This window comes from Daejeonella sp. (assembly GCF_030684675.1).
GTDB lineage: Bacteria > Bacteroidota > Bacteroidia > Sphingobacteriales > Sphingobacteriaceae > Daejeonella.
Map to the genome: position 1 here is coordinate 36,431 of NZ_JAUXXZ010000048.1, position 15,607 is coordinate 52,037.

Here is a 15,607-nt window from a genome sequence, read left to right on the forward strand (position 1 = left end):
GATCAATATTTAAAACTATACGATATTGAAGGAATAACTCCTGAAAATGATTCTTCAAAGCCTATATTTCTGTGGGATTCAAGTTGTGTAACCCTGTAAAACAAAGGATTTCTTCGACTGTACAAATTGTATATCCCAAAAGTCCAGATACTTAGAAATTTCTTTTTAACATCATTTTCTTTAATTTTTGGCTTTAATTCGGCAACAAGATCTAACCTGCTATAATCAGGGAACCTGGAGCTGTTCCTGCCTTCATATATAGGAACTTTGGAACCATTATCAGTAAAAAACCCCACAGGTAGAGTTACTGGTCGTCCATTACTATAGTTGAAGAACGTGCTGACTGTTAGTCTATTGCTGAAATGATAACTTCCACTAATTTTAAAATCATTAGGCAGGTCATAAATGGCCGGATATTTTAGCCCGGAATTAATTCCCATGATCTTTCTGAACGACCTTGAATAGATATAACTCAACTCCCCGGTGAGTCTCCCTGTTTTCTTCGCGAAGGTGATTTCCGAACCATAGGCCGTTCCTTCACCAAATCGAAGGCTACTCTCAAATAAGGGATTAAAAACTATTTGTGAATGATCTGTCAGGTCGGCCTGATTGTACATTTTTTTATAATACAATCCGACTTCAATGAAATACCACCTATTCACCAGGTGAGTATAAGCTGTTGAAAAAACGTCTGATTGTTGTTGTTTCACTTTTGAATTGGCTGGTATCCATGTCTCGAATGACGAATATGAAATCTCATTATTTTGCACTAATTGCAAATTTTGTGAATTCCTCATATAAGAGATTTTTAAGGCCTGATTGGAATTGAAGCTGTATTGAAGTTGTAAGCGTGGTTCGAAATTATAGACCGTTTTATTTTTTTCAAGCCTGTTTACTCTATTCTCCTCTTCTGCTGCAAATATCCCGGCCCGGAATCCGTAATTTAAATATAGTTCCGGAGACAGATTCCTATCCTGATTGAAATATGCCCCATAATCGTTCACACGGAATCTGTTCAAGCTCAAATTTGAAATATAGTCGGCAGTTTCTCCGGGTCTGAAATGATGCCTTGTGCCGGATATCCCAAATTGAATAGTATTGCCTGCACGCTTATAAAATGTAAAGTCACCTTTCAACCCTAAATCCCTTATCCCTGTGAGCCATTCCTTATTAATTGTTGCTAAACTGGTAATATCCAGAGCATTGATATAATTGCTGTAAATAGCAGAAAAGTTCACAAATAACCTCGGATTAAAAATATGATTAAACCTGAATGTTGAAGTGGTATTACTCCAATTGTTTGAGTAATTATTGTCTGTAAATAAATGATCAAATCCTTGATAGACAGAGAAATACACCCGATTGCTTTTATTTAAAATGTAGTTAGTCTTAAAGTTAAAATCATAGTAATTGGCATTTATATTAAAAAACCGAAAACCGCTATTATACAGATCAGTTAAACTGCGTCTGAAGGAAATCAAGTAAGAACTTTTATCTTTTACAAAGGGTCCCTCCGCAGCAAATCTTGCAGAAAGCAAGCTTATTCCGCCTTTGATATGAAAATCATTTAAATTTCCTTCTTCTAACTTTATATCAATAACCGAAGAAAGTCGGCCTCCGAGATTTGCAGGTATATAATCTTTGTAGATTTGGAGCTTCTTAATCGCGTCTATGTTAAAGATAGATATTAAACCAAACAGGTGCGATGGATTATAGACAGGGGCCTCATCCACCAGGACTAGATTTTGATCCAGGTTACCGCCTCTTATCGAAAGACCTGAACTTCCTTCAGATGGGTTTTTTACTCCGGATTGCATTTGCAATGCTTTGATCACATCTGCTTCCCCCGCATAGAATGGCATGCCCTTTAATTGAGATGGAGAAATGCTTTTAACGGAATTTAGGGTTTCTATAGAATCGGATGCGGGGGCAGTTACGTAGACTTCCTGCATGTTAAAAGTCGACCTCTTTAGCCCTATGCTCAGATAATTATTCTTTTGAAGGTTAAGATCCTGAACTTTGGTTTCATACCCTATATATGATGCAGTGAGGGTATAAGCATCTGCTGGCAATGAAATGGAGTAATAACCATATTGATTAGTGACACCCTTCACTTGATTAATTTGCAGGGTAGCCCCTATTAAATTCTCCCCCGTTTCTGCATCATACACGATACCATTTATCGTACGAATTGAAACGGGAGACCGGGTAATAACAATACTGCTGGCCACCTCCCTGAACTGCAGACCGGTACCATTAAAGATAACCTGTAAGATAATTTCTACTTTTTGTGCAGAAAAGGCTTGTGCAGAAATTCTTCGATTGAGAATTATTGCAGGATCGTAAGCAAATGATATCTGACTTACCTTCTGCAACTCTTGAATCGCTTCATTTAACGTAATTCTGTTGAATGAGATTGAAACAATTTTATTCAACAGACTGTCTTGAGCCAATGAAATTTCAAAGCTTGAGAAGATGAGAACTAGTATAAAGGTCGTATTTTTAAACCACTTGTTAAAATGCACGAAAGTCAAATATCAATACACCTCAAATTTACGTATTAAAAAGATAGCTTCTGTTATTTGGCAGATACCAAGTAGAATACTCCATTTTTAGAAACGATATTTATCTGCAAAGTTTCAGCGATCACTTTCAAAACATCTTTAATTTTTTGCTTTTTGAACTCACCCGTAAATTTCCGGGAATTTAAATTTGAGCTTTGTATGATAATTTTCCGATGATAAACGGATTCCAACGTCCTCACCACCTCTGGCAATGCTGTAGCGTTAAAATTAATAACATGGTCTGTATACGCTTTATAGTTTGAATCCTGAAGTTTTACTTTCTTAATATATTTTTTAGAAATATGGTAATATGCTGCGTCTCCTGCATTTAAAATGGTCTCTGATGCATTACCTGCAATATGAAGCTTCACTTGCCCGGTGCTCACTACCACGTCAATTTGGCTTTGAGCAAGCTTAACATTAAAACTAGTACCGATATCTGTAACTTCTAAATCCTTATAATGAATCGAAAATGGTTTTTCAGGATTGTGAACCACATTTATAAAGCATTCGCCTTTTATAAGTTCCAGCTCTCTAACCTTCTGAAAATTGCTCTTGGAGTAACTGAGTTCAGAATTAGCATTTAAAACTAACTTAGTGCCGTCTGGAAGTTCATAAGTGTTTTGAACAGAGCCAGCTTTGAGTAAAACTTTATCGTTGCTACTCATAAAGTAAAATACTAGTGCTGACACCAGTATAAAAGAAGCTGCAATCCTAAGCCAGCCCCGCGCAGAGAAATTTACAACTTTTGGGTTATTACCAACGGTAGAATTTGAAGCAAGATTCAATTTTTTATGTAAAACTTCTAAGGATTCATTGGGTTTAAGGTTTTTATATTGCTCTAAGAGACCTAATTCCTCATTTAACTTGATAACATCTAGATAGTAGGTTTCATTGTCAGGACTCTTTAGCCGCCATTCTTTTAACCTGATTGAATTCTCGGCTGAGATGGTACCCTCCATTTCCTCTGTGATGAGTTCCAGAAAGTCAGATTCTTGCCCATTAAAATTTAAATTACTCATCTCGCTCTATAGACAATGATTGTTTTAAAAAGTCCTATTTAAGAATTGAATAAAAATTAAGATCAAAATTAGTATTCCACCATTTCCAACAATTTCTTTAATCTTTTTGTAGGCATAGGTCAAATGGTTTTTAACTGTTTTTATGGAAATATTAAGTTGATCTGCAATTTCCTGTTGTTTCCGTTTTTCATACTTACTCATCAGTAAGACCTTTTGACACTGTGGAGGTAGAAGCTGGATTGCCCGCTCAATATTGATAAGTCTTTCTTCCAAAGTTTCAGCCTCCTCTTCAATTTCATTAATCATTTCCCGCTCATAACGCCCTTGGTTTTCAAAAAGCCCTTTTTGACTTTTAAGGACATTTAAAGAAGTATTTATCACTGCTTTTGATAAATAACTGCTAAGGGATTGGGTAATATTAAGATTGCCGGAGTGATTCCAGATTTTAATAAAAACATCATGAACGACTTCCTCCGCCAGTTCCTGGTTACGGGTGTACTTGAAGGAAATAATATATAATTTCTTATAGTAATTGATATACAGCTTATCAAATGCTGCCTGATTCTTAGAAGAAATAGCCTGCAGGATTTCATTGTCAGTAAGCATTTTAAAATCTGTTTCCAACTATTCTATTGATAAATCCATATTCCTTCCAGTTGCATCATCAACCCTGGTATTCATTTACCTAAATAAGATATACTTTTGCATTAACTTATACAAAGAACTGAATAATATTTTCCTGTTAAAGTAAAAATATAAGCACACGAACTATATATAGCTATGGCAGGCACCCATCGGTTAGTAAATATCATAATCCTTATTAAATTATAACAAAGATTATCGGAATACCACTTTTTTAGGCTGCTGCTGTCTTTAATGCCGAAAGATAAACGACAACAACACAAGTTATTATAGCCGTAGTAATAAATGTTGCCATTGAACCAAAATTAAACCATAACACCCCGGCCACGCTGCTGGCTATCATGGTGCAGATGCTTTGAAAGCCGGCAAATGTGCCAATAGCCGTAGCCGTATCTCTTTTGTCGGTAATATTTGAAATCCAGGCTTTTGAAATACCTTCTGTCGCTGCAGCATAAACCCCGTATAAGAAGAATAGAGCAAAAAAAAGGTACAAATTTGTGTTGAAGGCCATTCCTATGTAAACTATAGCAAATAGTATTAAGCCTCCTATAAATATATTCTTTAATCCTAAACGGTCAGCGATTATCCCCAGGGGATAGGCAAACAGCGCATAAACAACATTGTAAAAGATATAGGTACCTATAGTTGCCATATCACTTAACCCATTTTCCTTTAATTTAAGCAACAGGAAAACGTCGGAACTATTAAATAATGTAAACAAAAGCAACCCTAAGACCAATTTCCGGTATTGAGGCGGACTTTTTTTCCAATAGCTCACAAAATTAAAAAAAGAAGTATTTATCCTGCTTGCCTTTGGAACAGGATTTTTATCTTTTAATAAAAAAGTGAACCCTATTGCGATAATGCCAGGAATAAAAGCAAAATAAAATAACATTTTATAATTGCCCGGGTAAAAATAAAGAAAACCCAATGCTAGCAGAGGGCCAATAGCAGCTCCCAATGTATCCATAGAACGGTGAAATCCAAAAACTGCTCCTTTTGTTTCTAGTTTAGTTTCATCAGATAACATCGCATCTCTGGCTCCCGTCCGGATCCCTTTTCCAAGGCGATCTACCGTCTTGGCAGAAAATATCCAAAATGGGAAAGCCCATATTGCCATCATGGGTTTAGACAAAGCGCTCAGAAGGTAGCCCCATTGAACAAATGGCAAACGCTTGCCCGAATTATCTGATAGCTTTCCGAAATAGCCTTTGCTTAATCCTGCAATCGCTTCTGCAAATCCTTCAAGAACCCCTATCAGGACAATGGAGAATCCAATACTTTTTAAATAGATTGGCATCACCGGATACAGCATTTCACTGGCAATATCTGTAAATAAGCTTACCAGAGACAATATCCAGACCGTTTTGGTAATGATCTTTCCAGGTTTGCTTGAAATGTTATAATCTTCCACTCTTGAAATTTTAAAACCTATGTCACTGAAATCATTGGCAATATATGGAATCGGGTTTAGCAGCCTGAGTAACTGCTAAGCATTAACCTGGCTTCAAATGATGAATTTACCTAAAGTAAAAAAATCATTCTTAATTGGTTTGTTTCAATAATTTATTAAATAAAATTTTAGCTGAATCATTTACCAACAAATTGGCTAAAACAAAAAAACCTAAGGTGGCAGCAATGGTTGAAACCGGCAGTCTGGCAAATCCGGGGAAGCCGGCAGCCAACAGAATGAATACTACAAATACATCAGCTACAATCACAATCAACAATAACTTACTGATGGGTTCCTGATAAAAACGTTTATCGGTCCTGATTACAAGTATGGAAATGATGCTTGAGAAAAACAGACATGCAAAACCCAATGAGTGATAAACATTCGCGTCCTGTATGTTAAACATCGATTTGGCAGTAAAAAACCAGATCGTACACTCCGCAAATAAAAGCAGGCCCAGGAATAACCCTTTTTTGATCAGGGGTTTTATATCCCAGCTGGCGGGTTGTCTGCTCCAGCTTACTTTGTCTGCTGCAAGAGCCAGCACCACAAAATCGATCAAAAATAGCATTAAGACCATGTCAATAGTGGCTACAACAAATTCTTTAGTGATAATAAATGAAACACATACAAACAAAATGGTCTGAATGGTCTTCGCCAGCTTATTTACAGTATAATTAGATATGCGGACATGGATACTGCGTCCCACTTTTATCAATTCAAGAATCTGCTGCAAACCTTCCTTTAATAATATTATACTAGCTGCTTGTTTGGCTACGTCAGTGGCATTCCTTACCGCAATACCCACTTCTGCCTGTTTAAGGGCAGGGGCGTCATTTACGCCGTCGCCTGTCATTCCTACAATGTGTTTTTGCTGCTGCAGATTTTTAACAATATTAAATTTATCTTCCGGCAACACTTCGGCAAAACCATTATGGCTTTGTATAGCAGAATATCCGGCACCCCTTTCAAACTGTGCCCTTACATCTGCAATAGAAACTACATTACTGCCAATTCCCACCTGACTGGCAATTTCTTTTCCGATGGGCAGGGCATCGCCTGTAAGCATTTTTATATCAATACCCAATGCTTTGATATCTGCAAGCATGACCCGGGCATCAGGCCGCGGGGGATCATATAATGCTGCTATACCCACCATTTCAAAATCTGTTTCATTTTCAGCCTTTGCAACAGCAATTGTTTTAAATCCTTTATGTGCCCATTCATCAACCATGGCATCCATTATATATTCATTAAAACCACATAGCTTTTTAATGGCTGTATAAGCTCCTTTTGCAACGGAAAATTTCCTGTCATTTGCTTCCACAGTTGCTTCTGTATGTTTAACTGTTGCATTAAAAGGGATGAATTTTAATTGCCGGTAATCTTTGGGTAATAACGATTTTTTTTCTGCATCTTCTATAAACGCCAGGTCAATCCCATCTTCATCTGCTTTTACAGAAGCCATCGTACCGTACAGAATAACATCATCTTCTTTAAAATTCTCTGCTGCAATTGTTTGCTGCAGCGTTAATTCATTTTTTGTAATGGTTCCTGTTTTGTCAATACAAAGTATTGTCAGTGTGGCTGCATCTTCCGTGGCACTTAATCTGCTTACCAGTAAGCCATTTTCTGCGAGTTCCTTTGACCCCCTCGCCATGCTGATGGTGAACATAGCTGGCAATCCCACCGGTACAGCAGAAACCATAAGAATTAAAATAAGCGGAAGGATCGAAAGGAAACTTTGTCCGCCAAGCAGCCCGATAACTGTAGTAACAGCAAGAATGGAAATAACAGCAATAAACAATAGTTTCACTACTTTAGCCACTACTTCTTCCATGTGCATTTTGTGGCTTGCCGTCATGACCAATTTTGCAGTTTTACCAAAGAATGTTTGTGTACCAGTGGCTACGACCATTGCAGTACCCTCACCGCCTTTGGCTATGGAGCCTGCAAAAATCGCATCGTTTTCTCTTACGTCTATCAAGGCTGTTTCACCTGTAAGGGCAGATTTGTCGGCCTTTAACTCTCCATCAAGCAGTTTCATATCTGCCGTTAAAAAATCGCCCATGCGGATACGAACAATGTCCCCCGGCACTAATTCTTTAGAAGGTAGTTGTTGCCAGATGCTATTTCGCAAAACCCTTACCATTACCTGCAATTGCTGCTGCAGGGCGGCTACTGTCTTTGCTGCTTTCAGTTCATTAAAAAAACCAATAAGACCGTTAAAAATCAACAAGCCTAAAATTACATAAGCATCAAATGTTTTATTCAATAAGAAAGAAATAACAATGGTTCCTTCCAGCATCCAGGCAGTTAGTCCTGAAAATTTCCGGACTAATAACAATATTCCGGGTGTATGTGTTTCTTTCACTTCATTATAGCCATATTGTTGCCGAAGGGTCGCAATAACGGGATCAGACAAACCGGTTATTATATCAGTTGTCTGGATTGGCGTTGAAGGTTTTATTATTTCTGTTTCTTTTTGCGTCATGATTCAAAGCGGATTTGTCAAATAATAGTGACCGATTTTCCTTACATCTTCTTCCAGTCAGTTGCTTTTAAATCTACTTTTGTTTATTTGTTCCAGGAAGAAAGATTTCTTGCAACAGATCATAAAGTGCAGGGTGTTTTTGTTGCATTAAGTGCGGTTGCTCAAAAAAATACTCTGATGCCACAGCTAAAAATTCTGCTTCATTTGTTGCGCCATAAGAATTAATATCCGACCGCCCCGATTGTATCAATCGTATTTCCTGATGAATTCTTTTAAGCCAGGGTATGGCGTATATATGCGGTAGTAAGGCACCGGGATAACCGTCGGTGTCGCCATCTGATTTGTCTACTAAATGCACAAACTCATGAATTGCGGTGTTTGATTTATCTGTGTGGTTTAAAAAGCCATTCCGCAAATGATACTGCGATAATATCATTACATTTTGCATGGGGCCGGTACCCACCATGCCCAGCACATTGCGATCCCGTCCTTCAAGTTCGTAACTTTCATCAAAAGAGCCGGGATATATCAAAACTTCATGAATGTTTCTATATTCCCAGTTTTTGAAGGCGAAAATGGGTATGATAGCTGCCGAAGCCACAAAAACCTTGTCAGTATCCTCTACGATGGTTTCTACTCCGGTTATTGTAACTTTTTCAAGAAAAGAAGATACCCTTTGTTCAAATTCATTTTTTTCGGCATCCGAAAGCTGCTGGTAATAGCTAACATAGCTGGATAGAATTTTCCTTTCAATAGCTATATCTGGTATTGGAAGGGATCTTTTTTTCTTAAATGCGGATAAAACAATCACTCCGACAATCAATAATGAAAATATTATAATTAATGCCTGCATGCCTCTTTTAGCCTATAAATAACCATCCACTAATCAACATTGTTTTCATCACTTAAGGCTTAATTACATGAGTTAAGACGGATGGAACCTGCAAAAGATCATAATCCTGGTCATAGACCAGGTATCTATTATACCATGCGGGTAAGAATTTCTCTTTAGAGTCCCTTAAACCCTTGTAATGAGAAAAAGACTGTATTTTTTCATAAGCGAACTTCATTGTTCTTTCAGGAAAGCTATGAGCTTTAGTGATTCCTGATAAAGGTGCAAACCCAAGGTTTACTGCGGTGTAATGCTGCAGTTTCAGATAATTAAATAATTCCACCAGGATAAAGTCAATAACCCCATTGGGAGCATCAGGAGTTTTCCGTATCAGATCATAAGTTCCTTCTCCGTTTACATAATCAGGTATGATATTTAAAAAGGCAACCACTTTTTCTTCTGTATTTTCTACAGTAATGATGGTTTGATATTTAAGCTCATCCCAAATAAACATGCCCTGAGAAAAAACAATTTCTTCCCGGTCAGTATCCGCAAGCCATTCATCCGAAACAGATTTGAGTTTTTGCAAAATGCCGTCATTTACCGGAGCGGTATAAACCCTTGCGTGAAAACCTTGGTCTGTAACTTTTCTCAATGCATTCCTGATAGATTTTTTGTTCCCGCCTTCTAAAGTAAAAGTAAGGAGGTCTAGTATTCCTTCCTGTCCCAGGAATAAGCTTTTTTTACCCAAAGAATGGAAATCATGAAGCTTGTCTTCAGCAACCCTGTAATAAATACTTTTTAAACCTCTTTCAAAGCAATACCTATCAAAAGCTTTGATAAATTGGCAGGCGCTGGCTTTATCAGTTACCGGGGATTCTAAAACCACGGCAAAAATTCCGGAGATCCGGTAAGCTAGAAAACCCTTACAGCCTTCTGCCCGGTAAATAAGTTTATCGCTGTATGTTTTGAAATAATCCATAGAAGAGCTGCCATATTCCTTTAACTGAAGTTTTGCCCATTCCAGTTCGTCCTGACCTATAGTATTATTTAGAATATAAGGCCGCACTAATGTATAGACTAAAAACACAATAGAAAAAAAACCGCTTACACTAATAGAGTAAAGAAACCCCTTTGCAAAGCTGTCTTGCGGAACCAGTTCACTGCTGCCAATCAGTAAAAAATTCTTAAGCGTATATCTAATGGATTGTAACCAGTTAAAATCAATGTTAAAGTGTTCTTTATCCAGAAAATAAAAACCGATGGTACCGTAAAGCAATACGCCTGCAATACTCAATAAAGTGGTCTTTATACCAATATATCTCAATCTGGGATTGTGTTTTACGTAATATTCTTTTCGGGAAATAAACAGGATGATGATGACCGCTGCTGAAAAGCCTGCCTCTTCATAATCCACAGCTTTGGTTAAATTCCCTATCAGGGAAAGTATGCATAACGACAGAGCAAAATACCAGGCCATACGTAGACCTTTGAGCATAAAAGCTGAGGTAACCAATAAAAATAATCCCGTTGCAAGAACAAAATAATTAGAAACCGTGATGGCTTCCAGCGGCATGAATTTTAAAAGAAATACCAGTCTATCATGAATTGCGGGGCTGAGTACAGAAATGATGTTTATAATACCCAATGCCATTAATAAAAATGCCGGTATAACCCTCATTAACAACTTATTAATTTTAAATAAAAAACTAATGGCTCCCAGTGCTAACTGAAGCCAGAACTCCATAAAACGGTAAAGAAGGGTAATAGAAACAGCCTCAGAGCTCGAATAACCTAGCCGCATGAGTATAAAAGTCATAGATGCTTCCACCGCGCCAAGCCCTCTTAAAAAAGGAGAAATAACTAAAAAGACGACAGCAATAACATAACTTATGATAGCATGGACCAGGGAGGGATCAATATCAAGTGCAACCATTGCGATATAGATATGAATGACACCCACCGCTTCTATTAAAAGACTGTACAAAAACGCTCTTATAAAATGCTTTCTTTCAATACTATTGTTTTTTAAATCCGCTGCGAATACTTCAATAACCGGTATGTGTTTAATGATTAGCCTGTAAGCCGAACCGTTTTTTACGACTGACCTATACACGTGATAGATCAGACCAATAAGACTAAATGCAGTTATTAAGCCCACCCATTCTCCATACCCGATACTCCCTTCAAAAAGCGCGTAGATAAAAACAGGAATAGCAATAACCAAAACAGAAAGAATCCCCACGAAACCATAAATTGAAGAAGCAAAATTGACCTGGGATTTTGCAATTCCTTTTTCTTCGATATCGCCGCTGAAAAATGCAAGGGAAGATACTCCGCCGGCAGGTAAAAAAACACTGATAAAGTTCCTCTTGAGATATAATAGTGTTCCATCCCCTACAGAGATGGCGCTGCCTATCGACGCAAATGATGACTTATACATCATGCCATGAATCAAAACATAAATAAAACTCAAAAATATTCCCAGGGTAACCCATTGCCACTTTGCAGTAAATAATAGCTTTTTAACATGCTGAAGTTCCGTTTGTTCATGCCTGATAAACCAGATTGCCAGGGCGAGAAAAAAAAGGGTAAAAATAAAACCTGCAATTATTTTACTGTTTTCACGAATAAAAGGAGTGAGGAAATTGAGATATCTCATAAGAATACATTATAAATGTAATTATTCTGAAGGCCTGGAATCTTAAGACTAATTTCTAGTAATTAGGCGGACTTTTTTTTCACTAATTCATAAAATGAAAAGAAAGTTTTTATCCTGATCACTTCCGCAAAACCTTCAGAATCCTAACACCATCTCTGAAATCCCCGGCAATGTACGGAATAGGCTTAAGTAGCATTGGGTACTTTTTCTAAAATCTTAAAAAAAAATACTTATTCTGCCTAGCTATTAGCCTGCTTATTTATATTTGTTAAAATGGCTAACTATACATCCCAACACATTTTAAACACTTCAGCAAATCTCCTGGGATTTTGCCTTTTCGTTATTACCTCCTTGCGTATCACCAACCAAATAGAAACACACATCATTGATGAATTGACTTCTGTTATTGCTGTCTTGCTTACGTGCTCCTGTATCTTTTCATTTATTTCAATTAGAACACAAAATGAAATTAAAGAAAAACGGTTCGAAACGATTGCCGATTATTTTTTTATGGTTTCCCTGATTGGAATTTTAATTATTATTTTACTCATCACCTTGAACCTTACAAAATAAAACTTCAACCATGGATTCAGAGATAGAAAATCTTCATAAGTCAGAAGACGAACAATTAACCAAGCTTCAAAAAATAGTTCAAAAAGCCTTTGAAGAAGAAAAACTCATCGTTGAAAATCTCCTGCATCAACCTAAGGAAATTTTAAGCAGAGGACAAAACATTTCTGACAAGGTTGCAAGTTTCGGTGGCAGCTGGAAGTTTATCATTTCTTTTTCAGTTATCCTTTCGGTTTGGATTTTGTTCAATACACTCTCACCCGGTAAAGTCGAATTTGATCCCTATCCTTTTATCCTGATGAACCTGGTTTTGTCTGCTATTGCTGCATTGCAGGCACCTATTATTATGATGAGCCAGAACAGAAAAGAAGAAAAAGACAGGAAAAGGAGTGAAAACGATTATCTGATTAACCTCAAAGCTGAATTGGAAGTCCGAAGTTTACATCAGAAAATTGATTTGCTGCTTGAAGAACAAATAGCAACTCTGTTTGTGAGCCAGGCAAAGCAATTAGAAATATTAAAGCGAATTGAAGAGGGACTTAAAAGTCCCTAAGGTTAAGTTGATACTAAGTTCTTGTAATCAAGATTTTAAGGGCGCCTTTTCCAAAGGTTATCATGGTGAAAGAAATTAGATTAGTCAAAAAGTCCCAGGGTAATTAATGCCAGGAAAGTAACTAAAAATATAAATCTAAAAAAATTAGCTATTAGATTAAGCTGCTTATTTTTGTCCATAAATATTAAGATTAGAAATAACTGTTTTAAAAATAAATTACCAGGAGACAAATAAGCACGATAAAAATAGCAAAACGTCCAATTCTCCTTATTTAAAATGATTGGAAATTGTTCTGCGTTGAGTTTGCGTAGGGGAATCGAACCGCCTCCTACTATACTGAAAATCAATAAATTGCAAAACTGATTTTTGGCCTGTTCACCAAATGTTCACCAAAAAGCAGTTTTGGGGCTGCAAATGGGTATAATAAAGGTACGGAAAAGACAGCTTTCAGGCAATTTTATTTGAAATAATAGTGCATGTTGTACTGCTATTTCATGTCTCGCCGGAGCTAATATTTAAGTGTTTACTAAGATCATGAAAATACTTTGCCGACCAGATGTCCAATACCTTCTGATCCGGAATAAAGCGGCGGATATCGGCCTTTACCCTGTCCATATCAACAGTATCAATCCTGGCGCTTAACAATTCCCTGAATTCTTCTTCTGTGATAGCTTTTTTCTTCCAATCCCCGCTATCCTGTGCTCTTAGCATGAAGTGATTTAAATTCAAGGGGATACCTTTTTTAATATACCATTCCATATCGTACCAGTCGCGGCCTTTTACGTTCGTTCCCCATTTGCGAAAAAGAAGCGCATGCATTTTACCCGCAAACAGATCAGAGATGGTAAAGCACTTCACATAGAATGAAAAAGGCTTCAAGAGCAACCGCTCTTCTGTTTCAAAGCCCAGCGGTGGTTCCGTGTCCACTTCAAGTTTGATCAGGATGTTGGCTTTCTGATTCAGCCCGCTTTGCGGAATAATATCTTCTAAGATCAATTCCTTCCAAATGGTCTCCGACTTCAGAAACGCCGATTCTATGTTTGTTAGATTCGTCTTTTGCTTTTCCCTGACGGATACCTGCATCCCTAACGATTCAAATTCAGCAATCACAGCATCCAGATACTTATTTAGCGAGAAATGAGGATTTACTTCAAGAAGCGAGAAATCCAGATCTTCTGAGAAGCGATCCAGGCCGTAGAATATCCGCAGAGCCGTTCCGCCATAAAAAGCCGCCTTTTCGAAGAATCCGGCACGGTGCAGCCCGGCTAATGCGATCTCCTGCATGATCTCCCGAAGCGCCTGGGTAGCCTCATCCTTATTGCCCGGCTTATAAGTGTCCAGCCATTCCTTTATCATAAGTCCTTAAGTGTTTTTACGAGTATAGATAAACTCTCTGCTTTGGAAGCATCCTGCACCCATTGGGACATATTCTGCAAGTCGCATTCCCGCAGACGATCCTCATTTATCCGCAAATCTTCCAGCAAATACTTTAATACCTGCGTGCGACTCCTTAATATTAAACCGGAAGTTGTAATTATCTTATCGAACAGCGCCTTCTCAGGTGAAGCCATCATTGAATATTGTTCATCAGCTAATTGGATTTGCCGGATGCCAAAGGCATAATATGGTAACGACAAATGTGTATAGGTGAATACTCCCAAAGGTGTTGTAAATTTCCTGCTTGCCTTAGTGGTCATCGATGCCACTTCATAAACCCGTTCCGGTATCCAGCCATGATAAGAAAGCGCCGTATCCACCGAGACATAACTTGGCCCCAATATATGATTCGCTAATAAAAATGGTTCAGGCTTAGCCATCTTGATTGCCGGTCCCGCGATATATAATCCTTTCTTTACCGATTCAAGTACACCTTCATTAAGTAAAGCATGCACCTTGTCATTAGGTCTTTTGTAACCCTTTAACAAGGAAACAACAACCTGATGCGTTAAAGGCTGGGAAGCATATGAACGGATGGCCTGGTATAAATCCATATGCAAATGTATGAATTTTATAAGATAATCGAATAAAGATCGATTATCTTATCTTTAAATAACATTCAGGTTGGAGTTAACCCATTTATCTTTTTAGGAGCGCGTTGTTTTAACCCGCAGCCCTGCATCCTGGAGTTTGCGACCAAGCTCGTCATTGACCGCAAGCTTCAGGAAATCCTGTTCCAATTTATAGAGGGGGAACAGCGAGTACATTTCTTCTTTAAAGTTTGCCCGATCCTGATTTTATCTTAAATTACCGATTGAAACACCACCTCTATGATCAAACGTCGAGTTTTTATGTTCTGCCTGCTGGTGTCGGCGTTCATGACCCTGAGCGCACGGGCCCAGACGTCCGTGTGGATCGTGCGCCACGCCGAGAAAGATATGAAGAATCCTTCCGATCCCGATCCGCCGCTGTCAATTGACGGACAAGAGCGGGCGAAGGAACTCGCCGCCCTGCTGAGACCGAAACGGTTGCTCGCCGTTTACTCTACCCCGTTCAAACGCACCATGCAAACCGCACAACCTACGGCTTATGCGCGCGGTCTTACCGTCCAAACGTATGACCCGGCCGATCTTGAGGCTTTCGCAGCATCGGTGCTCCGGCAGCATAAAGGAGGAGCGGTTTTGATAGTCGGTCATTCGAATACTGTCCTGGAGCTTGTGGAGGCCTTCGGGATCAAGCGCCCGATAGAGGCCTTGAGTGATGATGTTTACGATTATGTGTTCAACGTAGCGGTTCAGGGTAATTCCATACAGCTGCTAACCTCGCAATACGGAAAATTACATCGCACCGCCGCACCGAAATAACCGGTTTGAAAGAA

12 protein-coding genes are annotated in these 15,607 nt (G+C 38.3%); 3 read left to right on the top strand and 9 right to left on the bottom strand.

Going from position 1 to position 15,607, the window contains the following annotated elements; translation table 11 throughout:
* Positions 1-2: 2 nt before the first annotated feature.
* The 7 genes from Q8M41_RS10140 to Q8M41_RS10170 all read right to left on the bottom strand — a co-directional run bounded on the left by Q8M41_RS10140 (position 3) and on the right by Q8M41_RS10170 (position 11,669).
* On the bottom strand, positions 3-2,525 hold the full coding sequence (locus tag Q8M41_RS10140; RefSeq protein WP_305365152.1) for a TonB-dependent receptor: 2,523 nt from the start codon (positions 2,523-2,525) through the stop codon (positions 3-5).
* A gap of 53 nt (positions 2,526-2,578) precedes the next feature.
* A complete protein-coding gene (locus tag Q8M41_RS10145; protein WP_305365153.1) occupies positions 2,579-3,586 on the bottom strand; it encodes a FecR family protein in 1,008 nt (335 codons plus the stop codon).
* A 24-nt stretch (positions 3,587-3,610) separates the two neighbouring features.
* A complete protein-coding gene (locus Q8M41_RS10150) occupies positions 3,611-4,210 on the bottom strand; it encodes an RNA polymerase sigma factor (protein ID WP_305365154.1) in 600 nt (199 codons plus the stop codon).
* Positions 4,211-4,442: 232 nt separating this feature from the next.
* The gene (locus Q8M41_RS10155) at positions 4,443-5,642 is read right to left on the bottom strand and encodes an MFS transporter (protein WP_305365155.1); all 1,200 of its coding nucleotides are present in this window, start codon (positions 5,640-5,642) and stop codon (positions 4,443-4,445) included.
* Positions 5,643-5,772: 130 nt separating this feature from the next.
* A complete protein-coding gene (locus Q8M41_RS10160) occupies positions 5,773-8,175 on the bottom strand; it encodes a plasma-membrane proton-efflux P-type ATPase (protein WP_305365156.1) in 2,403 nt (800 codons plus the stop codon).
* Positions 8,176-8,248: 73 nt separating this feature from the next.
* Positions 8,249-9,028, bottom strand: a complete 780-nt coding sequence (locus tag Q8M41_RS10165) for a zinc-dependent peptidase (RefSeq protein WP_305365157.1) — start codon at positions 9,026-9,028, stop codon at positions 8,249-8,251.
* 52 nt (positions 9,029-9,080) lie between these two features.
* A complete protein-coding gene (locus Q8M41_RS10170) occupies positions 9,081-11,669 on the bottom strand; it encodes a phosphatidylglycerol lysyltransferase domain-containing protein (RefSeq protein ID WP_305365158.1) in 2,589 nt (862 codons plus the stop codon).
* A 273-nt stretch (positions 11,670-11,942) separates the two neighbouring features.
* Between Q8M41_RS10170 and Q8M41_RS10175 the strand changes: the two genes are divergently transcribed.
* Together Q8M41_RS10175 and Q8M41_RS10180 are read left to right on the top strand one after the other, a co-directional pair.
* Positions 11,943-12,242 (top strand): hypothetical protein, encoded by a 300-nt coding sequence (locus tag Q8M41_RS10175; protein WP_305365159.1) that lies wholly within the window; start codon positions 11,943-11,945, stop codon positions 12,240-12,242.
* A gap of 10 nt (positions 12,243-12,252) precedes the next feature.
* Entirely contained in the window at positions 12,253-12,792 is a 540-nt protein-coding gene (locus Q8M41_RS10180; protein WP_305365160.1) for a DUF1003 domain-containing protein, read from the top strand.
* A gap of 492 nt (positions 12,793-13,284) precedes the next feature.
* Here Q8M41_RS10180 and Q8M41_RS10185 read toward each other — a convergent pair whose 3' ends face one another.
* Complete coding sequence (locus Q8M41_RS10185) at positions 13,285-14,148, bottom strand: nucleotidyl transferase AbiEii/AbiGii toxin family protein (protein ID WP_305365161.1); 864 nt, start codon at positions 14,146-14,148, stop codon at positions 13,285-13,287.
* Entirely contained in the window at positions 14,145-14,783 is a 639-nt protein-coding gene (locus tag Q8M41_RS10190) for a hypothetical protein (RefSeq protein ID WP_305365162.1), read from the bottom strand. Before Q8M41_RS10190 ends, Q8M41_RS10185 begins: the two co-directional genes overlap by 4 nt.
* Positions 14,784-15,059: 276 nt before the next feature.
* On the opposite strand from Q8M41_RS10190, the gene Q8M41_RS10195 reads away from it, so the two are divergent.
* On the top strand, positions 15,060-15,593 hold the full coding sequence (locus tag Q8M41_RS10195) for a histidine phosphatase family protein (protein ID WP_305365163.1): 534 nt from the start codon (positions 15,060-15,062) through the stop codon (positions 15,591-15,593).
* The last annotated feature ends 14 nt before the right edge of the window (positions 15,594-15,607 follow it).